The 19864-nt window shown below is 58.0% G+C and carries 16 protein-coding genes and 1 pseudogene; 9 read left to right on the top strand and 8 right to left on the bottom strand.

From position 1 onward, the window contains the following. Nucleotides 1-27 precede the first annotated feature (27 nt). A complete protein-coding gene (gene glyA / locus ACODS3_RS01540; protein WP_095067767.1) occupies nt 28-1281 on the bottom strand; it encodes a serine hydroxymethyltransferase in 1254 nt (417 codons plus the stop codon). A gap of 232 nt (nt 1282-1513) precedes the next feature. Next, nucleotides 1514-4498 (bottom strand): annotated as a pseudogene (locus tag ACODS3_RS01535) (EAL domain-containing protein); the annotation flags it as partial. Nucleotides 4499-5709: 1211 nt separating this feature from the next. Between ACODS3_RS01535 and ettA the strand changes: the two are divergent. Beyond that, complete coding sequence (ettA, locus tag ACODS3_RS01530; protein WP_201006368.1) at nt 5710-7374, top strand: energy-dependent translational throttle protein EttA; 1665 nt, start codon at nt 5710-5712, stop codon at nt 7372-7374. Nucleotides 7375-7422: 48 nt separating this feature from the next. Here the strand turns inward: ettA and ACODS3_RS01525 are convergent, their stop codons facing one another. From ACODS3_RS01525 to ACODS3_RS01510, 4 genes are all read right to left on the bottom strand, one after another. Continuing rightward, nucleotides 7423-7935 (bottom strand): GreA/GreB family elongation factor, encoded by a 513-nt coding sequence (locus tag ACODS3_RS01525; protein ID WP_489032946.1) that lies wholly within the window; start codon nt 7933-7935, stop codon nt 7423-7425. A 72-nt stretch (nt 7936-8007) separates the two neighbouring features. Further along, nucleotides 8008-8361 (bottom strand): hypothetical protein, encoded by a 354-nt coding sequence (locus tag ACODS3_RS01520; protein WP_201018717.1) that lies wholly within the window; start codon nt 8359-8361, stop codon nt 8008-8010. A gap of 213 nt (nt 8362-8574) precedes the next feature. Continuing rightward, nucleotides 8575-10428, bottom strand: coding sequence for an Lnb N-terminal periplasmic domain-containing protein (locus ACODS3_RS01515; protein WP_489032944.1), 1854 nt, complete (start codon nt 10426-10428; stop codon nt 8575-8577). A gap of 62 nt (nt 10429-10490) precedes the next feature. Then, nucleotides 10491-10979 (bottom strand): DUF3015 domain-containing protein, encoded by a 489-nt coding sequence (locus tag ACODS3_RS01510; protein WP_201006360.1) that lies wholly within the window; start codon nt 10977-10979, stop codon nt 10491-10493. Between the two features lie 319 nt (nt 10980-11298). Here ACODS3_RS01510 and ACODS3_RS01505 point away from each other — a divergent pair, with 319 nt between their 5' ends. From ACODS3_RS01505 to bamJ, 5 genes are all read left to right on the top strand, one after another. After that, on the top strand, nt 11299-13719 hold the full coding sequence (locus ACODS3_RS01505) for a Lon protease family protein (RefSeq protein ID WP_201006358.1): 2421 nt from the start codon (nt 11299-11301) through the stop codon (nt 13717-13719). A 259-nt stretch (nt 13720-13978) separates the two neighbouring features. Beyond that, the gene (locus ACODS3_RS01500; protein ID WP_201018719.1) at nt 13979-14308 is read left to right on the top strand and encodes a PA4575 family protein; all 330 of its coding nucleotides are present in this window, start codon (nt 13979-13981) and stop codon (nt 14306-14308) included. A gap of 126 nt (nt 14309-14434) precedes the next feature. Continuing rightward, the gene (locus tag ACODS3_RS01495; protein WP_201006355.1) at nt 14435-14923 is read left to right on the top strand and encodes a TIGR00645 family protein; all 489 of its coding nucleotides are present in this window, start codon (nt 14435-14437) and stop codon (nt 14921-14923) included. A 140-nt stretch (nt 14924-15063) separates the two neighbouring features. Continuing rightward, nucleotides 15064-15372 (top strand): DUF6482 family protein, encoded by a 309-nt coding sequence (locus tag ACODS3_RS01490; RefSeq protein WP_201018720.1) that lies wholly within the window; start codon nt 15064-15066, stop codon nt 15370-15372. A gap of 123 nt (nt 15373-15495) precedes the next feature. Continuing rightward, a complete protein-coding gene (gene bamJ, locus ACODS3_RS01485; protein ID WP_201006353.1) occupies nt 15496-16113 on the top strand; it encodes a BamJ family beta-barrel-assembly machinery protein in 618 nt (205 codons plus the stop codon). Between the two features lie 79 nt (nt 16114-16192). Here bamJ and ACODS3_RS01480 read toward each other — a convergent pair whose 3' ends face one another. Continuing rightward, nucleotides 16193-16435: a PA4570 family protein gene (locus tag ACODS3_RS01480; RefSeq protein WP_201006352.1), complete on the bottom strand. Its 243-nt coding sequence runs from the start codon at nt 16433-16435 to the stop codon at nt 16193-16195. A gap of 156 nt (nt 16436-16591) precedes the next feature. After that, nucleotides 16592-17560, bottom strand: a complete 969-nt coding sequence (locus tag ACODS3_RS01475; protein ID WP_489032940.1) for a polyprenyl synthetase family protein — start codon at nt 17558-17560, stop codon at nt 16592-16594. 240 nt (nt 17561-17800) lie between these two features. On the opposite strand from ACODS3_RS01475, the gene rplU reads away from it, so the two are divergent. The 3 genes from rplU to cgtA all read left to right on the top strand — a co-directional run bounded on the left by rplU (nt 17801) and on the right by cgtA (nt 19855). Next, nucleotides 17801-18112, top strand: coding sequence for a 50S ribosomal protein L21 (gene rplU / locus ACODS3_RS01470; RefSeq protein WP_201006350.1), 312 nt, complete (start codon nt 17801-17803; stop codon nt 18110-18112). A 32-nt stretch (nt 18113-18144) separates the two neighbouring features. After that, on the top strand, nt 18145-18420 hold the full coding sequence (rpmA, locus tag ACODS3_RS01465) for a 50S ribosomal protein L27 (protein WP_025261879.1): 276 nt from the start codon (nt 18145-18147) through the stop codon (nt 18418-18420). 211 nt (nt 18421-18631) lie between these two features. Beyond that, nucleotides 18632-19855, top strand: a complete 1224-nt coding sequence (gene cgtA / locus ACODS3_RS01460) for an Obg family GTPase CgtA (RefSeq protein WP_201006349.1) — start codon at nt 18632-18634, stop codon at nt 19853-19855. Nucleotides 19856-19864 lie beyond the last annotated feature (9 nt).

The following is a 19864-nucleotide window of genomic DNA, read 5'->3' as shown; positions in this document are numbered from 1 at the left end:
TTTTTCATGTAACCAGCAACTACGCTATCAAGCGCCGTAAACCGGCAGCTTGGCGCAGATGGCCTTGACCTTCTCGCGAACGGCGTCGATCACCGCTTCGTTGTTCAGGTCAGCCAGGATGTCGCAGATCCAGCCAGCCAGTTCCTTGCACTCTGCTTCCTTGAAGCCGCGAGTGGTCACTGCCGGGGTGCCGAAGCGCAGGCCGGAGGTGACGAACGGGGAGCGTGGGTCGTTCGGGACGGAGTTCTTGTTCACGGTAATGAAGGCGCGGCCCAGGGCGGCGTCTGCGTCTTTACCGGAGATGTCCTGTTTGATCAGGGACAGCAGGAACAGGTGGTTTTCAGTACCGCCGGAAACCACGTCGAAACCGCGCTCGATGAACACGCCAGCCATTGCCTTGGCGTTCTTGACCACTTGTTGCTGGTAGGCCTTGAACTCCGGTTGCAGTGCTTCCTTGAAGCAGACAGCCTTGGCGGCGATTACGTGCTCCAGTGGGCCGCCTTGTGCGCCAGGGAATACAGCCGAGTTCAGCTTCTTCTCGATGTCGGCGTTGGCGCGAGCCAGGATCAGGCCGCCACGTGGGCCGCGCAGGGTTTTGTGGGTGGTGGTGGTGACCACGTCTGCGAATGGAACCGGGTTCGGGTAGACACCAGCGGCAACCAGACCGGCTACGTGAGCCATGTCGACGAACAGGTAAGCACCGACCTTGTCAGCGATTTCGCGGAAACGGGCGAAGTCCAGAACCTGCGAGTAGGCAGAGAAACCAGCAACGATCATTTTTGGCTTGTGCTCGACGGCCAGACGCTCGACTTCGTCGTAGTCGATCATGCCATTGGCGTCGATGCCGTACTGAACGGCGTTGTACAGTTTGCCCGAGGAGCTGACGCTGGCGCCGTGGGTCAGGTGACCGCCGTGAGCCAGGCTCATGCCCAGAATGGTGTCGCCGCCTTGCAGCAGAGCCAGGTAAACAGCGGAGTTTGCCTGGGAGCCAGCGTGTGGCTGGACGTTGGCGTAATCGGCGCCGAACAGTTCCTTGGCGCGGTCGATGGCCAGTTGTTCAACGACGTCGACGTACTCGCAGCCACCGTAGTAGCGCTTGCCCGGATAGCCTTCGGCGTACTTGTTGGTCAGGACCGAGCCCTGAGCCTCCATGACAGCCGGGCTGGTGTAGTTTTCCGAGGCAATCAGCTCGATATGCTCTTCCTGGCGCAGGGCTTCTTGCTCCATTGCGGCAAAAAGATCGGAGTCGTACTTCGCGAGAGTCAAATCACGGCTGAACATGGCAGTCCTCGAGGGTTGGAGCGGAAAAGGGGGGCATTCTACCCCATCGCGTTTTATCTGGCATATGAAAGGGGTTCATTTGTCGGATGAGCAGACGGCAAGTAGGAGGGGAAGCTGCAAGCTGCAAGTTACAAGCGGCAAGCAAGAGCGGACATATGCGAGAACACACGGTCCGCTTTTGCTTTTACTTGAAGCTCCCAACTTGCAGCTTGCCGCTGTGTTCCTGTTCGACCTAGTCGAACATGAACAACGCATCATTACTGAACTGCGCTTCAAACTGCGAGGCCGACATCGGGCGACCGAAAAGGTAGCCTTGTACTTCGTCGCAACCATGTTCGCGAAGGAATTCCAGCTGTTCGTGGGTTTCGACGCCTTCTGCGATCACCGCCAGATTCAGGCTGTGGGCCATGGCGATGATAGCGCGGGCGATCTGAGCATCCTGTTCACCCGATGGCAGGCCGTCTACGAAGGTGCGGTCGATCTTCAGGACGTCGATGGGGAACTGCTTGAGGTAGTTCAGCGACGAGTAACCGGTGCCGAAGTCATCGACCGCGATGCTCAGCCCCAGATTCTTCAGGCCATCGAGCATCTGCATGGCTTCATTGACTTCGCGCATCAGGATACTTTCGGTCAGTTCCAGCTCCAGACAGGCCGGTGGCAGGCCGGTTTCGCCCAGCATCCGGGCGATGCGGTTGCCCAGTTGGCCGTCCGAAAACTGTCTTGCGGAAATATTCACCGACACTTTCGGGACCCGCACTTTTGCCTGATGCCAGCTCTTGAGCTGACGACAGGCTTCGGCCAATACCCAGTCCCCGACTTCCACCACCAGACCGAGTTCTTCCAGAACCGGAATGAATTCGCTGGGCGGCACCAGGCCGCGACGAGGATGGCGCCAGCGCAGCAGCGCTTCGGCACCGGTCAGGCGTTTGCCGTCGCCGCTGAACTGAGGCTGGTAGTAAATCGTGAACTCTTGCTGCTCCAGGGCGTGGCGCAGGTCGCTTTCCAGTTCCAGACGTTCCAGAGCCGTGGCGTTCATGTCGGTCTGATAGAACTGGAAGTTGTTCTTGCCGCGCTCCTTGGCGTGATACATCGCGGTGTCGGCGTTTTTCATCAACTGGCTCAACTCGTTCCCGTCCTGCGGGCTCAGAGCGATACCGATACTGGCGGTCACGAAGAACTCACGTCCCTCCAGCACGAAAGGCGTGATCAGGCTGTTGAGGATTTGCTCGGCAACATGGATGGCGCGGTTCAGGGCTATCTCGCGGGTGGCGCCCGGTTGCAGCAACAGGGTGAACTCATCGCCCCCCATGCGTGCGACGGTGTCATCGTCGGCGACGCACGCGAGCAGGCGTGTGGCCATTTCCTTGAGCATACGGTCACCGGCGGCATGGCCCAGCGAGTCGTTGATCGGTTTGAAACGATCCAGGTCCAGGAACATCAGGACCACCCAGGCTTGCTGTCTTTCGGCATGTTGCAGAGCCGAATGCAGACGGTCCTGGAACAGCGTGCGGTTGGGCAGGTGGGTCAGGGCGTCGTAATAGGCCAGGCGATGAATACGCTGTTCGCTGGCCTTGCGCTCGCTGATATCGCTGAAGAAGCACACGTAGCTGGCCAGGTCGCCTTCATCATCCACCACGGCCGTGATGCCGACCCAGGCCGGGTAATGCTCGCCATTGCGACGCTTGAGCCAGACTTCGCCTTCCCAGGTGCCGCGCTGGTTCAGTTGTTTGAGGATATAGCGCAGGTGGGCTTCCTGCTCTCGATCCACGGTAAGCATGTTCGGTAATTGATCGAGCACTTGTGACACGTCATAGCCGCTGACCCGAGTGAAGGCGTCGTTGGCCTGGACGATATAGCCCGCCGGGTCGGTAATGAGGATCGCGGACGTCGAGTGCTCGAAAACCGTAGCGGCCATTCGCAGGTCTTTTTCGGCGCGACGCTGGATGCTGATATCGCGACCGACGCCCAGGATGCCCTCGAATATGCCGCTCTCATCCCATACCAGGACCAGCCGCAGCTCTACAGGAATCTTGCGGCCATCGGCGCGCAGGCAGTCGAACAAATAGATCTGGGTCGGGACATCGCTGCGCAACCGGGCCAGCTCCTGCGGCTTGTCGAGTACTTTCCTGATACGCGCTATCAGGTTGTAGAAGCCCGAGAGTTGTTGCGGGTTGGCAACGGTGGAGCTCCAGCCATTCTTGATGATCCAGTCGGCGCTGTAACCCAGTACGCTCTGGACCGACGGGCTGACATAGTTGACTTCAAGCAGGCTGTCGGTGGAGAAGATGACATCGCTGATGCTCTCGGCGAGCATCCGGTAACGCTGCTCGCTGTCGCGCAGGGACTGGCTGGCTTCCACCTGCCGCGTGACGTCCTTGGCGACGCCGATGATGCGTGTGACCAGATCGTCCTTGTCCCGGGCCAGTGCCTGTTCGCGGATATCGAAGCAGCGCCAGGTGTTGTCCTTGTCGCGAAAGCGCAGGGCACATTGCAGCAGTTCGTTGTGCCCATGATGGCGTTGGCGCAGGCGCATGTCCTGATAGATCTGGGCGTCGTCCGGGTGCAGCAGTATCTCCCAGAAGAATTCACCCATGGCATGCAGCTCGCTTTTGCTGTAGCCCAGCGTCTGCCCCAGATGGTGGTTGCTGTAGATCATGCGCTGGCTGAGTACGTCCTGCACATACAGATGGTCCGGCACGGTGCGTACCACGTCTGACCAGAAACGCTCCCGCTCCTGCAATGACAGCTCTATCTGTTTGCGGCTGGTGATGTCGCCGATGCTGAGGATCACCGCATCATGATCGGACTGAGTTTCAGGCAGCCTTAATACCAGCCATAGATGCTGGTCCTGGCCGGACTCCTGAGTGAGACGAATTTCCAGTTCAAGGCGTTGCTGCCTGTTCAGGACGGCATGAATCACCTGGATACCAATGCCGGGACGAGCGCGTGATTCGCCCTCGATCAGTTGCTGCCAGGCCTCATCGCCGCACTTGATATTCAACAGGCTCAGGGCAACCTGGTTGACTTCGGTGATGCGTAACTGTTGCAGCAGTCGCTTCAGGAGCCCCGGCTGGATCTCGATAAAACGGTCGAAGTCTTCCGAGGTGCGGATCTGGAAGGTTTCGAGCTGTTCGGGCAGGTCGGACATGTCCAGTACGCAGATGGCAACGCCCGCGCCTTCGAATATGTCCTGATAGCGGCGGCGGCTTTCCAGCAGTTGGCGCTGACGACGGCGCAGGCTGAGGATTGCGGCCAGCGGCAGCAGCGAAAACAGCAGGCCGACTACACATTTCACGATCAGGGGCGCAAGCAGCTCCTGGCGTGCCTTATAGGCATCGAACAGGCCGTGCAGTTGCCAGTCGCTGTTGCTCAGTGGTTGCAGCAGGACGCTTTCGGTGTTCCCGGAGTCGGTTTGCAGCGAGGCATCGCGCAGGATGACTCGTTGGGTCACGCGGTTCTCAAGCCGCCATAGATGCTGAAAGTCCTGGCTGGGCTGCTGGATCAGCGCCTTGAGTGCATCCGGAGCCATGCGTACTGCCCAGTAGGCACCGCCAAGGCCTTCGGCCTGGTGTACGAACATGTATATCTGCGAACCGTCTTCGGAGTTGGTGTAGAAATAAGGTCGACCCAATGCCTGCTGGAGCGCACTCTTTAGAAACGCACCGTCAAGGGTAACTTCCGCACTGTCTTTGATTACGTCGCCTTCAGGGCCGAGCCATGCGACGCTGCGCAAGGACGGTACGGTTTCACGCAGTCTTTGCAGTGGCGGCTTCTGTTGCGAGGCATTACTGCCCGAGGGGGATCCCTCATCGAGCAGGTTCATGGTGATCTGGGCGCTCAGAGCCATGTTGAGGCTAAGGCGGTCGGCGAGTTGAGTGCTGTAGTCGAGACTGCGCTGCCGCTGCCGCTGCCGCTCTTGCGTCTGATGAAACTGCTCAAGCAGTTGCCACAGCAACAATGCAAGCATCAGTAGAACCAGCGCTGCCAGTAGCCCTTTCAAGGAACTACGCAAAGGCACAATCGTTGTGCTTTTGGCTGTTTCTAATGGCGTGGAGGGCGTTGGTGTTGGCAAATCGTTGTTCCTGACTACTGGACTGAAGCAGCGAGTGCATTATGCAATATAAGCCCGACGCCCAAAGGGCGGCTAGCATGCCCTGACTTGTAGCTAAGTGCCAGTCCTGCGGGGCCGGATCGTTTGCCCTACAGGCCGCATTCGGGTAGCTTTGCCCGATGCGCGTTGTAAACCGACTCCTGCAAGAGTGAATCCACTGTTTGCAAACATCGATCCAGCTTTATATTTGCCCGGATGCAGAAGTCCCTTCTCTGTCTGTTTCATTCAAGGCTTGGAATGGCACGGCGGCAAGTAGCATAGACAAATAAAAGCTCGCGCTTTATCAGTCACCCTCACAGACGCTAGGTTTTCATTCCATGGCTCAATACGTCTTTACCATGCATCGGCTGAGCAAAGTTGTGCCGCCGAAGCGTGAAATCCTCAAGAACATCTCCCTTTCCTTCTTCCCGGGCGCCAAGATCGGTGTTCTGGGTCTCAACGGCTCTGGCAAGTCCACGCTGTTGAAAATCATGGCCGGTGTCGATACCGAGTTCGACGGCGAAGCGCGTCCGATGCCTGAGCTGAATGTGGGTTATCTGCCGCAAGAGCCACAACTTGACCCGAACAAGACCGTTCGTGAAGTGGTTGAGGAAGCGGTCAGCGTCATCAAGGACGCCCAGGCCCGTCTGGATCAGGTCTACGCCGAATACGCCGACCCTGATGCCGACTTCGACAAGCTGGCTGCCGAACAGGCCAAGCTGGAGGCGATCCTGCAGGCTGGCGATGGCCATAACCTGGAGCGCCAACTGGAAGTCGCCGCCGATGCGCTGCGTCTGCCAGCCTGGGATGCCAAGGTTTCCGTGCTGTCCGGTGGTGAAAAACGCCGTGTTGCCCTGTGCCGCCTGCTGCTGTCCGCGCCGGACATGCTGCTGCTCGACGAACCAACCAACCACCTGGATGCCGATTCGGTCGCCTGGCTTGAGCACTTCCTGCACGATTTCCCGGGTACCGTGGTTGCGATCACGCACGACCGTTACTTCCTGGATAACGTGGCTGGCTGGATTCTGGAACTCGACCGCGGCGCAGGCATTCCGTACGAGGGCAACTATTCGGGTTGGCTGGAAGCCAAGTCCGAGCGTCTGGCCCAGGAATCCAAGCAGCAGTCTGCCCATGAAAAGGCCATGAAAGACGAGCTGGAGTGGGTTCGCAAAGGTGCCAAGGCGCGTCAGTCCAAATCCAAGGCCCGTCTGCAACGCTTTGAAGAAATGCAGTCGCAGGAATTCCAGAAGCGCAGCGAAACCAACGAGATCTACATCCCGGCCGGCCCGCGCCTGGGCGACAAGGTCATCGAGTTCAAGAACGTCAGCAAAGGCTATGGCGATCGCGTGTTGATCGACAATCTGTCGTTTGCCATGCCTAAAGGCGCCATCGTTGGCGTGATCGGTGGTAACGGTGCCGGTAAATCGACCCTGTTCCGCATGCTGATGGGCAAGGAAACGCCGGATTCTGGCAGCATCGAAATCGGTGAAACCGTGCAACTGGCCTGTGTCGATCAAAGCCGTGACGACCTGGACGGCAGCAAGACCGTTTTCCAGCAGATTTCCGATGGTTCGGACCAGATCCGCATCGGCAACTACGAAATCCCGTCGCGCACCTACGTGGGGCGTTTCAACTTCAAGGGCGGCGACCAACAGAAGTTCGTCAAGGACCTCTCCGGTGGTGAGCGCGGTCGCTTGCACCTGGCGCTGACCTTGAAAGAGGGCGGCAACGTGCTGCTGCTCGACGAACCGTCCAACGACCTGGACGTGGAAACCCTGCGTTCGCTGGAAGAAGCCCTGCTGGACTTCCCTGGCGCCGCCATTGTGATCTCTCACGATCGGTGGTTCCTGGACCGTGTGGCAACCCACATCCTGGCGTACGAAGACGATTCGCAAGCGGTCTTCTTCGAAGGCAACTACACCGAATACGAAGCCGATCGTAAAAAGCGTCTGGGTGATGCAGCGGCACAGCCGCATCGTGTTCGCCACAAGAAGCTGGCCTGATAAGGCCTCTCGTCGCAATGCCGCCTTGTACGGCATTGCGATGAATGGCTACGCCCCGGCTGCTCCGTCATCGGGCTCGATCAATACGATCTCGATGACGTGATCCCCGGCCGGGCGCTTCCATAACACCTCGTCCCCCAATTGCGTCCCCAGCAATGCACGCCCCAGTGGCGAACTCCAGTTGATCAACCCCTTGGCTGCATCGGCCTGATCCTCTCCGACCAGATGCACGCGCTGGCGATTGTCCTGTTCATCCGCGAATGTCACCCAACTGCCGATCTGTACCTGTTCTGTTGAGATGGCTGGCGTAACCACCTGCGCGCTTTGCAGGCGCTGGGTGAAATAGCGCAGGTCCCGTTCAAGATCGGCCAGGCGTTGTTTATCGGCGCTGTCACCCAGGGCCGCTTGTGAGCTGTGCTGTGAATGCAATTCATTGACTTGCTGTTGCAAAAGCAAGAGCCCGTGGGCTGTTACATAGTTCGGTTGCGTGCTGACAAGGCGCTCGACCGGTTGGCTGGCCCCTGCGGCGGCATTGTCTTCGTTGACGAAAGCGCGACTCATGGTGTGTTCTCCTCTTTGGAGCTTGGGCCATGGTTGCATCTGATTGGTTTCGTCGAATGTTGCGAAGCGTCTTTAATCTGGACGATAGGCCTTGGCGGCACTTCGGGTTTTTTCACGTTCCCAGTCGCGGTCGCGATCATTCCAGACTTGTCCGGGGTCGAGCCGGTCACGCCTGTCGGCCATGGCCTGACACTGACGGAATCCGTCGTTCCAGCCTTCGGCGTAAAGCGGGTCTTTGAGATAGCGGGGGACATTCTTCTTGAACTGACCGGTAAATGCTCCGGCTGCTTCCTTGCCGCTGCCGCAGCCATCCTGAAAACCGTCAGCGAATGCCGGTGGGTAACCTTGGGCCACTAAATGATCATGGGCGGACTGACAGCCTGTCAGCACGACAACCAGCCACAACAACACCCAGCGCAGGTTCATTTCTGTTTTCCTCTACAGGTGGCTTAAGTGTAGTGGGCGGCTTGTGAGTTATTTGTAAAAGATGTGTCGATAAATTCTATGGAGTGCCCTGCCTGTGCAGGAGTGAATTTATTCGCGAGACGCCATTGAAGGCGATGGATTCTTTTGGATATACGGGGGGCTCGTGAATGAGTTCGCTCCTACCGCCCTGTGTGTTTTTTGATGAGTGCGTGCTCAATAGTGATACCACTTCACTTCAAGCATCACTTCATTCTGCGGGGTGGCCATCTGGCTGAACTCGCGCTGGGCGCTCAGGCGCAGGCCCAGGTTGCGGGACAGTTCCCATTGCTGGTTGAGGCTGATGCTGCGCCGTACTTCGCCGTTGGTGAAATAATCGCCCTTGGCTTCCAGGCTCAGGTTGCCCAGCGGGTTGCGCCAGAGCACGCCTGTATTGAACCCGGCTGCCGGCGAGACGAACGCCGAGAAGTCATTGTTGTGTTCGATCCTCACGGTGCCCAAGGCAAAGCCCAGCACTTCCTCGCCCAGTTGCCATGTTCCACCGGCACCGCCATTCACATGGCTGACGAGGTTTTCGTCGCCATGTTTGCCCAACACACGTTCCAGCCCGCCCGTTACTTGCCATGACCAGGGCTTGAGCAAGGCATTACGTGGCGTCAGAGAGCGGATGGTCGCCAGATCCAGTTGCTGCACCTGCCAGTCATTGCCTTCGTATTGGCGCAGTTTGAGCTGAAGAATCTCGATCTGTGCTCCCAGCGGGAAGCCGTAGGCGTTGTCGTTCAGGTCGTGATAGGCCATGCGCAGACCGTATTCGGCGAAGGCCCGGTCGTTGCGGCTGCCCGCGCCCAGTTGCCAGGTTCGCGACTCATGTCCTTCTTCCGGCAGGCCAGGGCGCTGGATATCCAGTTGCGGAGGCGGGTTCTGGTTGATGGCCTGCAAAAGCTCAAAGCTGCGTTGCGAGCGGGTGGCATCCCGTTCCAGGCCGTTTGCACGATAGCGTTCAAGCCGATAGGCCGCGTCCTGGATCAGGGCTCGACGTTCCTTGGACAGAGCCAGGTACTGGTTGTCTTTGAGCTGTGTCTGGTCGGCGCTGACTTGCAATACCCACTGTTGTTCATCCGGGCTCAGTGGTTCGGCGCGGCTCAGTAATTCACGCTCGCGGGAAGGGCGGTATTCGATTTTCTCTACCAGGCCCGCAGCCTTGATAGCCTTGACGGTATCGGTGGGAATGGCCGTCAGCCCGAATTGAGGGGTCAGCTTCAGGCCTGGCCGGGCCACCTCCAACAGCTCCAGCAGGCGGTAAGAGCAGTTTTCATCGAAGAAGAAGTAGCTGAAGCGGATCTGTTTCAGCTCCCAGACATGCTCGACCATGCGTTCGGTTTCGGCTGTGGTCAGGTTCAGGCGGTACTCCCACAGGTCGCGGTTTTCCAGGCTGCGGTATTCAGAAAGCTTTTCCTGATAGGGCACCAGCGCAAACAGGCCGGGATAACCGCCCATCAGGCCTTTCCAGGCGTACAGAATGCTGTTGTCCATGCCTTCGATATAGGCGCCGAAGTTGATGGCGTAGCTGAGCAGCGTTGTACCGCTGCTCTTGGCGCTGGCCGGGTCGATGCGCAGCAGTGTGTGGCCAAACATCGAGGACGGGCTGTTGAGGTAGGCCGCGGGGAAGATCAAGACCGTGCTGTCAGGGGCAACATCCTTGAACCAGGCTTTGAACTCCTTGCAATCCACGCTGGGCAGGTCGGTCAGTTGCAACTGGTTGCGCAGCCAGCGAGTACGCGATGGATAGACGCACTGTGCATGTGTCTGCTCGTTGCCGGCAGGTGCGTAAAGGGCTTCAAGGGTGGCGCTCAGCTCTGCCTTGGGGTCATGGGCACCCTCGGCAGAGAGAAAGAATCTGGGGTCGTCGACGTGGCTGCGCCAGCCGCCCAGCTTGCCTGCTTCGTAATGGCCCAGAGAAAGCCAGAAAGGCTCATTGGCCAATTGCTGCAAACGGTCTGCGCTCAGGTGTGGAGCGGCAGACAACGGGGCACAGACACACAGCGCCAGGTACGCAAGACGTTTGAGCATAGAGAGCAACTTGTCAGGAGATGGGGACCCGCCCTTCGGAGCCGAAAGGCGGGCAAACGACTTTAGGCCTGGGTAGCGTATTTGGCCAGGGTCGGATCGTTTTTCAGAACGTTGAGTGTGTTGCTATGAACGTCTTCAGCGGTGGTGTCGGCTTTGCTGAAAATTTGCGAGAAGTGCTCGTGGGTGACTGCGGCGAAATGCGCACGATCTTCTGGTGCAACGCCCAGTACGACCGCATAGGTAGTCAGTGCCTCGCCTTGGCCCATGGCCATGTCTTTGGAGAGCTCATCCATCATGCCGTTCATGGCCAGCCAGGATTTGCCGCCGTAGGTCAGTGCGCCGTTGGTGGAGCAGCCGTTGGTGCCGGAGGTCATGCCGAAGGTGGCGTTGCCGGAAGTGCCGTTGGTGGTGGATGCCAGGAAGTGAGCTGGTGTGCCACGCTGGCCTTCGAACAGCATGTTGCCCCAGCCGCAATCAGGACCGCCGGGTGCTTGTGCCATAGCGTTGATAGAGACTGCGGTGAAGAGCGTTCCAAGAAGAATCCGTTTCATAGCTTTTTTCTCTTTTATGTCAACCGAGGTCGGGGTTCTTGAACCGGTTTGGCGTGACAAGCCTTGTGTTTGCTGACTTCTCGCACCACCGATACATCAAGGCAAATGGCTATTTGTAACCACATGCGCAGTTTGGAGTTTAGGTCGGTTCCAAGGGTTCCGTGGCCGATTGCAGATTTATTCGCGTCATGAAGGTTTTTTGTGTTCCCGCAGCCATGTTCGCGGCGGGAACGGACATTCCGGGCTTTCCCGTCTTGCAAGTCTTGTCCGGCGAGCGCCAGAATGCCGACATCTGCCCCGCCTGATGTAAGGAACACTGATGCCCGATTCTGTCGCAGCCAGCCTTCGTCTAGCGCCACAAGCGCTGACACGCCCGTTTTCCGCTGAACAGTTCAGCTTTTCGACGACCAATGATCTGGAGCCCTTTCGGGGTGTCCTCGGCCAGGAGCGAGCCGTAGAGGCCTTGCAGTTCGGGGTCGCCATGCCGCGTCCCGGTTATAACGTGTTTGTCATGGGGGAGCCCGGCACGGGCCGGTTTTCGTTTGTAAAACGCTACCTCAAGGCCGAGGGCAAGCGCATGCAGACCCCGTCGGACTGGGTCTACGTCAATAATTTCGATGAGCCGCGCGAGCCCAAGGCACTGGAGCTTGCACCGGGCAGCGCTCAGGATTTCATTGCCGACATCGGCGTCTTGATCGATAACCTGCTGGCGACCTTTCCGGCGGTATTCGAGCACCCGTCGTATCAGCAGAAGAAGAGCGCCATCGACCGCGCCTTCAACCAGCGCTATGACCGTGCTCTGGACGTGATCGAGCGCCTGGCGCTGGAGAAGGACATTGCGCTGTACCGCGACAGCTCCAATATTGCCTTTACGCCAATGGCTGATGGCAAGGCGCTGGACGAGGCCGAGTTCTCCCAGTTGCCGGAAGCCGAGCGGGAGCGTTTCCACGAAGATATCTCCGGTCTTGAAGAGCGCTTGAACGAAGAACTGGCCAGCCTGCCGCAATGGAAGCGTGAGTCCAGTAATCAACTGCGCCAGTTGAACGAAGAAACCATTACCCTGACTTTGCAGCCTATTCTGGCGCCACTGTCAGAAAAGTATGCGGAGAACGCAGCTGTCTGCGCGTATTTGCAGGCGGTGCAGGTCTATCTGCTCAAGACGGTTGTCGAGCAACTGGTCGATGACAGCAAGACCGATGCCCAGGCGCGCAAGCTTCTGGAAGAGCAATACAGCCCGAGCCTTGTGGTGGGTCATACCCATAGCGGTGGCGCGCCTGTGGTGTTCGAGCCGCATCCGACTTATGACAACCTGTTTGGCCGTATCGAGTACAGCACAGACCAGGGTGCGCTCTACACCACCTATCGCCAGTTGCGTCCCGGTGCATTGCATCGTGCCAATGGCGGTTTCCTGATTCTTGAAGCGGAAAAGATGCTCAGCGAGCCGTTTGTCTGGGATGCGCTCAAGCGCACGCTGCAATCGCGCAAGTTGAAAATGGAGTCGCCTCTGGGCGAGATGGGGCGTCTGGCGACAGTCACGCTGACCCCGCAAGTGATCCCGTGGAACGTCAAGATCATCATCATTGGTGCGCGTTCGCTGTATTACACCTTGCAGGACCTGGACCCTGACTTTCAGGAGATGTTTCGGGTACTGGTGGATTTCGATGAAGAAATCCCGATGGTCGACGAAACCCTGGAGCAGTTCGCCCAGTTGCTGAAAACCCGTACTTCGGAAGAAGGCATGGCGCCGCTGACGGCTGATGCCGTTGCCCGTCTGGCAACCTACAGTGCGCGTCTGGCCGAGCACCAAGGGCGCCTGTCGGCGCGTATCGGCGATTTGTTCCAGTTGGTCAGCGAGGCTGATTTCATCCGCCAACTGGCTAACGAAGAGCAGACCGATGCCGGGCACATCGAGCGTGCGCTCAAGGCCAAGGCCACGCGCACCGGGCGTGTCTCGGCCAGGATTCTCGACGACATGCTGGCCGGTATCATCCTGATCGATACCGACGGTGCTGCGGTCGGCAAGTGCAACGGGCTGACGGTGCTGGAGGTCGGTGATTCGGCGTTCGGTGTCCCTGCGCGCATTTCGGCAACGGTCTACCCCGGTGGCAGTGGCATTGTCGACATCGAGCGTGAGGTCAACCTCGGGCAGCCGATTCACTCCAAGGGCGTGATGATTCTTACGGGGTATCTGGGTAGCCGCTATGCGCAGGAATTCCCGCTGGCGATTTCGGCCAGTATCGCGCTGGAGCAGTCCTACGGTTATGTCGATGGCGACAGCGCCTCGCTGGGTGAGGCCTGCACACTGATTTCGGCGCTTTCGCGTACGCCGCTCAAGCAGTGCTTTGCGATTACCGGCTCGATCAACCAGTTCGGTGAAGTGCAGGCGGTGGGCGGGGTCAACGAGAAGATCGAAGGCTTCTTCCGTCTCTGCGAAGCCCGTGGTTTGACGGGAGAGCAGGGCGCGATCATTCCGCAGGCCAACGTCGCAACCCTGATGCTTGATGAGCGCGTGCTGCAAGCCGTGCGCGCCGGGCAGTTCCATGTGTATGCGGTGCGTCAGGCGGACGAGGCATTGAGCCTGCTGGTCGGCGAGCCTGCCGGTACGCCGGACGAGAATGGCGAATTCCCCGAAGGCAGCGTCAACGCCCGCGTGGTGGAGCGCTTGCGCGATATCGCGGAAATGCTCAGCGATGAAGACCTCAAGGAAGAACTGGAGAAGGAGCCCGAGCTAAAAGCCTAAGACTCGTATTCTCTGGGTATACGGGCCTCTTCGCGACTGAAGTCGCTCCTACGGAACCACAGCGTCTGTGGGAGATTCATTCGCGAGGCGGCATTGAAGTCGATACATACAGAAAGCAGGCCGGATGCCGTTCATCCGGCCTGCTTTTGTTCTGAGGCTTTTCTTCTATTCTGTGTGATTACCGCAGTGGCCAAATGGACTGGCGCGTCACTCGCTTGAACAGGGGATGACGAATACTGTCGCTAACGAGGAACTCGCCATGCCGCGTAGCCTCTGTCTTACCCGTCAATGCCTGGGGCTGATGACCCGCATTGAATGTGTCATCCGGCCTCTTCCCGACGATGGAGGCATGTGGATGTTGCTCTTCGCCGCCGGGATGTCCGGCGAACAGCCTTCAGCCATCAAGTCTCAAGGGCCGTTCCGTGGTCTGCTGGCCGCTGAGTCGGTATTGCTCGCCATCTCCGAAAGCCTTGTCCTGCATGGTTATCAAGGTGCCGGCGATGTGCCGATCTGGAGGCTGCATATGCAAGGTGAACTGCGCCGTATCAACAGTGACATTGCCCGCTATCAGCGTTCGTTTCCCTTCTAGGTGTGGGGCACAGGCCGTATTCACCATGACTGGTGAAGGTTTTTCTGTGTCATTTTGTCGCAACTCTAGAGCTGCGGGTTCTCGCTGATATACTCGCCCGTCATTCCAAATCACTGGCGAGTCTCAATGGAACGTTTTTTCGAGAATGCGATGTACGCATCGCGTTGGCTGCTGGCACCCATCTATTTCGGGTTGTCCCTCGGGTTGCTGGCTCTTGGCCTGAAATTCTTTCAGGAAGTATTCCACGTTCTCCCCAATATCTTTTCCCTGGCCGAGGCTGACCTGATCCTGGTCCTGCTGTCGCTGATCGACATGGCGCTGGTGGGCGGTCTGCTGGTCATGGTGATGATTTCCGGCTACGAGAACTTCGTCTCGCAACTGGATATCGACGAGAACAAGGAAAAGCTCAACTGGCTGGGCACGATGGATTCCTCATCGCTGAAGATGAAGGTCGCGGCCTCTATCGTGGCGATTTCTTCCATCCACCTGCTGCGCGTCTTCATGGATGCCAAGAACATCGAGCCGCAATACCTGATGTGGTACGTGATCATTCACATGACCTTTGTGGTGTCTGCGTTTGCGATGGGGTATCTGGACAAGCTGACGAAACACTAAGAGCTGCTCAGCATCTTGCCGCCCGCCCTCTGTGTTCAGTGATGAACAAAGAGGGCGGGCGGTTTCGTTTCTGGCGTCTTGTGCCTTGATGAGGTAGAAAACCGGTACTGATTCTTCCAGAGCAACTGCGAGGTTCGATCATGAATGTTCAGGAATTTACCGATCATGCCCATGCGGGGCGTGTCGATGAGCTGAATCTGATTTCCATCGAAGGCGGTATCTACCTGCTTGAAGTATGCATGGAGGGCGGTTCCCGGATGTTGAAGAGCCCTGAGGGCAAGACGATGCATCTGCGCTCGGTCGAGCATGCCCGGGATCTGCTCAAGACCTTGCCGGTGGTGCCGTTCTATCTGGTCCATGCGGTCGTTCATGACGAACTGTGTGGCATGCCGGTCAATGACCGGTCTGTGATGCGCCTGCCGATCTCCTTTCATTCATCCTGGTCCTGACTGCGATAGGGCGTCACAGCCAATTGTGCTAGGCTGCTCGCCCTTTTGGTTTGGGGCGCATCAGGGTGAATGGCGATTTTTCCCGCTGTCTGCTGTCTGGGTGTCCCTCTACGGAGCAGCGTCATGTCCGAAGTCAATCTGTCCACCGACGAAACCCGCGTCAGCTACGGCATTGGCCGCCAGCTGGGCGACCAACTGCGTGACAACCCGCCACCGGGCGTCAACCTGGAAGCCATCCTGGCAGGTCTGAGCGATGCGTTCGCTGGTCAGCCAAGCCGCGTTGGTCAGGAAGAAATGTCCGCCAGCTTCAAGGTTATCCGTGAAATCATGCAGGCCGAAGCGGCTGCCAAGGCTGAAAAGGCTGCTGGCGCCGGTCTGGCTTACCTGGCTGAGAACGGCAAGCGTGAAGGTGTGACCACTCTGGCTTCCGGTCTGCAATTCGAAGTATTGACCGCTGGCGATGGCCCTAAGCCTACCCGTGAAGATCAGGTTCGCACTCACTACCACGGTACCCTGATCGACGGTACTGTCTTCGACAGCTCCTACGATCGTGGCGAGCCTGCTGAATTCCCTGTGAGCGGTGTTATCGCTGGCTGGACCGAAGCACTGCAACTGATGAACACTGGCAGCAAATGGCGCCTGCACGTGCCGAGCGAGCTGGCTTACGGCGCTCAAGGCGTTGGTAGCATCGCACCGCACAGCGTCCTGGTATTCGACGTAGAGCTGCTGGCTGTTCTGTAATCCGGTTATTGCCTGATGCAGATGGCTGCTGAACGAATCGCGTTGATTCGTTCAGCAGCAGTGCGTGAATGAGCCATGTTCAGTGCAACTCACCTATCGGGCGCAATGCCCGCGCATAACAGAACAGAAACAGATTACGCACCAGTTCCTTGAGCACCATCGGCTCGCTGGAGTTGAGGCTGTTTACATCAAGGTCGCCCTGATCGCGTAACTCCTCCAACGCTTCCTCCTCAAGTACGGCACAGACTTCCCCGGTCTCGCGGTGAAGAATTCTCAGATAGGGTTGCGGGCGGTCCAGCCATGCATCGATCAAATAAGTCATGTTCCATCTCCTGCTTTCGATTTGATGAGAATAATTCCTATTACGATAATAGCAAGCTTCTATTTGAGATTAATTCGCATTTTCTGCCCGATGGTTGATCTGCGTCCATGAAAAAGCCCGTCACTGAGGACGGGCTTCTTGTCTTGCCGACGAGTGTCAGTGAGTGCGGGCGACCGCAAATTCACTCAGCTTTACCAGAGCGTCGCGGTATTCGCTTGGCGGCAGGGTATCCAGGCAAGCGATGGCGCGTGCGGCATAGTCGCGGGCCAGTTGCGCGGTGTAATCCAGGGCGCCGGCTTTTTCGACGGCGTCACGGATGCTTTCCAGATCTTCCAGGCCGCCTTTTTGAATGGCCTGACGAACCAGTGCAGCCTGTTCCGGCGAACCTTCGCGCATGGTGTAGATCAGCGGCAGGGTCGGTTTACCTTCGGCCAGATCGTCACCGACGTTCTTGCCCAGGGTTTCGGCATCGCCACGGTAGTCCAGCAGATCGTCGACCAGCTGGAAGGCTACACCCAGATGGTCGCCGAAGGTGCGCAGGGCTTCGCTCTGTTCGGTATTGGCGTTGCACAGGGCGGCAGCGCTGTGGGTCGAGGCTTCGAACAGCATGGCTGTCTTGCCGCGAATCACTTCCATGTAGGTTTCTTCCGTGGTGCTGGCATCGCGGATCTTCGACAACTGCAGGACTTCGCCTTCGGCGATGATCCGCGTGGCCTTGGACAGGATCTGCATGACCGGCATCGAGCCCAGTTCGACCATCATCTCGAACGAGCGCGAATAAAGGAAGTCACCGACCAGTACGCTTGGGGCATTGCCCCACAGGGCATTGGCGGTGGAGCGACCGCGACGCATGCCGGACATGTCGACGACATCGTCATGCAGCAGGGTGGCGGTGTGCAGGAACTCGATGGTGGCGGCCAGCAGGCGCAGGTCGTCGCCTTCGCGGCCCAGGGCTTTGCCGCACAGGAGTACCAGCAGCGGGCGCAGGCGTTTTCCGCCGGCTGACGTGATGTAATCGCCGATTTTCGAGACCAGCGGTACGCGCGACGTCAGTTGCTTCTTGATGATAAGGTCAACGGCACTAAAGTCGTCCGCCACCGCGCGGTAGAAGGCTTGGGGTTGCATCAGCGACAAGTGCTCCAGATAGGTTGCGCCGCATGCTAGGTTGCAGGGTAGGGCATGTCAAGGTATGCCGTCCGGGGCCTTGCAACCCATCCTTGCCTTGCGTACAATCGCGCACCCTAACTTTCCTGGGCAGCACCTGCCTTACGCAATTGCAAGCAGGCCGTTCCAGCCTGATGCAGCCATGCCAGCCGATACTCTTCTTATAAAGAGCTGGGTGAGCAGGATTTTCGGAGAAATACCATGTACGCAGTAATTGTTACCGGTGGCAAGCAGTACAAAGTCGCCCCAGGTGAATACCTGAAAATTGAAAAACTGGAAGTCGCTACTGGCGAATCCGTCACTTTTGACCGCGTCCTGCTGGTTGGCAATGGCGACGACGTCAATATCGGTGCTCCAGTTGTTGCTGGCGCTACCGTCGTGGCTGAAGTAGTTTCGCAAGGTCGTCACGACAAGGTTCGCATCATCAAGTTCCGTCGTCGTAAGCACCACATGAAGCGTATGGGCCACCGCCAGTGGTACACCGAGATCAAAATCACAGGTATTCAGGCTTAATTCAGCCTAATCCTCATTTGGAGAATTGACTCATGGCACACAAAAAAGCTGGTGGTAGTACCCGTAACGGTCGCGACTCAGAAGCCAAACGCCTTGGCGTGAAGATGTATGGCGGCCAGGCTATCGTTCCAGGCAACATCATCGTGCGTCAGCGCGGCACCCAATTCCACGCTGGCTATGGCGTTGGTATGGGTAAAGATCACACCCTGTTCGCGAAAGTGGAAGGCGTGATCAAGTTTCAGGTTAAAGGCGCCTTCGGTCGTCGCTACGTGAGCATCGTTCCGAAGACTGAAGTCTCCGCAGCGTAATTGCGCAGTAGCTTGAAAAGCCCTGTCTTGCGACGGGGCTTTTTTGTTTGTAGTAGAGGTTGGTGAGTCTCTTGCAAAACTGTTTGTGCGGGCTGTTGTGATGTGGACCTTCCGGGTCGCTGGTTTCTGATCGGTATCGCAACGCTCATTTTTGCAAGAGTCTTATGTATTTATGTGGTTCTGCTCGTCCCTGTGGCGGGAGGCGTGCGTTATGAAGTTTGTAGATGAAGTTTCCATTCGAGTAAAAGCCGGTGACGGCGGCAACGGTTGCATGAGCTTCCGTCGCGAAAAATTTATCGAAAACGGTGGCCCTAACGGCGGCGACGGTGGTGATGGCGGTTCGGTCTATATGATCGCCGACGAAAACCTCAATACGCTGGTCGACTATCGCTATACCCGTCATTTCGACGCCGAGCGCGGCTCGAATGGCGGCAGCGCCGATTGCACGGGTCGCAAGGGTGAAGAACTGGTGTTGCGCGTGCCGGTCGGAACGACCGTGATCGATGCGACAACCCAGGAAATCATCGGCGACCTGACCAAGGACGGCCAGCGTCTGCTCGTTGCTCAGGGCGGCTGGCATGGCCTGGGTAACACCCGTTTCAAATCCAGTACCAACCGTGCCCCGCGTCAGACGACACCGGGCAAGCCGGGTGATCAGCGTGATCTCAAGCTGGAGTTGAAAGTGCTGGCTGACGTCGGCCTGCTGGGCTTGCCGAATGCGGGCAAGAGCACCTTCATTCGTTCGGTGTCTGCGGCCAAGCCTAAAGTGGCTGATTACCCGTTCACGACCCTGGTGCCTAACCTGGGTGTGGTCAGTGTCGATCGTTGGAAGAGCTTCGTCATTGCCGATATTCCCGGCTTGATCGAGGGTGCATCCGATGGTGCTGGCTTGGGTATTCGCTTCCTCAAGCATCTGGCGCGTACGCGCCTGTTGCTGCACCTCGTCGATATGGCGCCGCTGGATGAAACCAGTGCCCCGGACGCGGCAGAGGTCATCGTCAATGAGCTGATCAAGTTCAGCCCTTCCCTGGCTGAGCGTGATCGCTGGCTGGTGCTGAACAAGTGCGATCAGATTCTTGAAGAAGAGCAGGAAGCTCGCAAGCAGGAGATTGTCGATCGTCTCGGCTGGACGGGGCCGGTCTACGTGATCTCTGCCATCGCGAAGGAAGGTACCGAGCAGTTGTCTCGCGACATCATGCGCTACCTTGAAGAGCGTAGCCTGCGTCTGATCGAAGAGCCTGGCTATGCTGAAGAGCTTGCCGAGCTGGATCAGCGCATCGAAGACGAGGCGCGTGCCCAGTTGCAGGCGCTGGACGATCAGCGTGCCCTGCGTCGTAGCGGCGTGAAGAGCGTGCATGACATTGGTGAAGACGATTGGGATGAAGATGATGTGGACGATGAAGATGGTCCGGAAATCATTTACGTCCGAGACTGATCGCTTGCA

The organism is Pseudomonas sp. FG43, assembly GCF_057809175.1.
This window is presented reverse-complemented; position numbering and strand designations above follow the sequence as displayed.

Coding starts and splice junctions, on each gene's coding strand:
- glyA (WP_095067767.1), bottom strand. CDS start 1,281: ATGTTCAGCCGTGATTTGACTCTCGCGAAGTACGACTCCGATCTTTTT.
- ettA (WP_201006368.1), top strand. CDS start 5,710: ATGGCTCAATACGTCTTTACCATGCATCGGCTGAGCAAAGTTGTGCCG.
- ACODS3_RS01525 (WP_489032946.1), bottom strand. CDS start 7,935: ATGAGTCGCGCTTTCGTCAACGAAGACAATGCCGCCGCAGGGGCCAGC.
- ACODS3_RS01520 (WP_201018717.1), bottom strand. CDS start 8,361: ATGAACCTGCGCTGGGTGTTGTTGTGGCTGGTTGTCGTGCTGACAGGC.
- ACODS3_RS01515 (WP_489032944.1), bottom strand. CDS start 10,428: ATGCTCAAACGTCTTGCGTACCTGGCGCTGTGTGTCTGTGCCCCGTTG.
- ACODS3_RS01510 (WP_201006360.1), bottom strand. CDS start 10,979: ATGAAACGGATTCTTCTTGGAACGCTCTTCACCGCAGTCTCTATCAAC.
- ACODS3_RS01505 (WP_201006358.1), top strand. CDS start 11,299: ATGCCCGATTCTGTCGCAGCCAGCCTTCGTCTAGCGCCACAAGCGCTG.
- ACODS3_RS01500 (WP_201018719.1), top strand. CDS start 13,979: ATGCCGCGTAGCCTCTGTCTTACCCGTCAATGCCTGGGGCTGATGACC.
- ACODS3_RS01495 (WP_201006355.1), top strand. CDS start 14,435: ATGGAACGTTTTTTCGAGAATGCGATGTACGCATCGCGTTGGCTGCTG.
- ACODS3_RS01490 (WP_201018720.1), top strand. CDS start 15,064: ATGAATGTTCAGGAATTTACCGATCATGCCCATGCGGGGCGTGTCGAT.
- bamJ (WP_201006353.1), top strand. CDS start 15,496: ATGTCCGAAGTCAATCTGTCCACCGACGAAACCCGCGTCAGCTACGGC.
- ACODS3_RS01480 (WP_201006352.1), bottom strand. CDS start 16,435: ATGACTTATTTGATCGATGCATGGCTGGACCGCCCGCAACCCTATCTG.
- ACODS3_RS01475 (WP_489032940.1), bottom strand. CDS start 17,560: ATGCAACCCCAAGCCTTCTACCGCGCGGTGGCGGACGACTTTAGTGCC.
- rplU (WP_201006350.1), top strand. CDS start 17,801: ATGTACGCAGTAATTGTTACCGGTGGCAAGCAGTACAAAGTCGCCCCA.
- rpmA (WP_025261879.1), top strand. CDS start 18,145: ATGGCACACAAAAAAGCTGGTGGTAGTACCCGTAACGGTCGCGACTCA.
- cgtA (WP_201006349.1), top strand. CDS start 18,632: ATGAAGTTTGTAGATGAAGTTTCCATTCGAGTAAAAGCCGGTGACGGC.